The following is a 1,020-nucleotide window of genomic DNA, read 5'->3' as shown; positions in this document are numbered from 1 at the left end:
GTGTCCCGCAGCCGGATGTCGCGGGAGGTGCAGCGGTTGACGACCGAGTTGTCGGCGCCGCCGGGGCCGATGGGGTCCGCGGGCGCGAAGGCCATTGCCGACGAGGGCGCGCCAGCCCCACACAAACCCCCCCCCCCCGGTCGTCGCGGGGGGTCTTTTGGTGGGGGGGCGGCGGTTGGCGGCGCCCCCCCCCGCGGCATTTTCGGGGCGTAGCAGAGCGCGCCGATCAGTGCGGCGCCGACGATCAGCACCGCCAGGATCAGCGCCGTGGCGGAGGTGACGCCGCCGGTCGAGACGGCGGTCGCGGTGAATTCGAGTTGCGACGTGCCCGCCGGCGGTGCGGCGGCCGTCGCGGGCCGGTCGCCGGGTATCAGGAACCAGCCGATTCCGGCCGTCAGCAACAGCACGGCCAACACGGCGCCGGCGTACATTTCCGCCGCGCGCGTACCCCCCGGCAGCGCGCGACCTCTCGGGTGTCTCGGATGCGTTCTCCCGGGTGCCGGTGACCTGGATCTCGTCGCCCCTCGAGCGGCGTGGAGGTGCACTGCATTCCTTTCGAGTGTTGGCACGGTTCTCACCTGGAGAAACTTTAGGAACACCGGTGTTCACATTCCCGAGTAGCGAGCTACTCGACTTCAGCGTGGCTCGAGAGCTGCGGATATGCGTGCCCGCAGTTTCAGGGGGAAGCGCTCGGTGGCGGGGAACAAAGCTGTGGCGGGGAGTGTTTTGAGAGCATGCCGGCGGTTCTGGCATACTGGACCGCTGGTGCGTCTGCTGGTAGAAGGCAGACCATCCCGCCTAGTCGGTTCCGGTTCACGCCCTCGATGCACGACGGCGACCCGGCGACCACATCGAAAGGACACCCATGAAGGCAGGAATCCACCCCGCGTACGTGCCGACGACCGTGGTCTGCGGTTGCGGCAACACCTTCCAGACTCGCAGCACCAAGGAGTCGGGCCACATCAACGTCGAGGTCTGCTCCCAGTGCCACCCGTTCTACACGGGCAAGCAGAAGATCCT

Annotated in this window: 1 protein-coding gene and 1 pseudogene; one reads left to right on the top strand and one right to left on the bottom strand. The window is 68.2% G+C overall.

Translation table 11 applies throughout. The features are described 5' to 3' along the window. A pseudogene (locus QH470_RS31575) lies at positions 1-416 on the bottom strand (hypothetical protein); the annotation flags it as partial. Positions 417-865: 449 nt separating this feature from the next. Here QH470_RS31575 and rpmE point away from each other — a divergent pair. Next, on the top strand, positions 866-1,020 hold a 155-nt coding region (gene rpmE / locus QH470_RS31570), incomplete at its 3' end, for a 50S ribosomal protein L31 (RefSeq protein WP_280276030.1).

It is taken from the genome of Nocardia wallacei, assembly GCF_029868745.1.
Classification (GTDB): domain Bacteria; phylum Actinomycetota; class Actinomycetes; order Mycobacteriales; family Mycobacteriaceae; genus Nocardia; species Nocardia wallacei_B.
The sequence above is the reverse complement of the archived record's forward strand: the minus strand, read 5'-3'. Positions and strand labels throughout refer to the sequence as shown.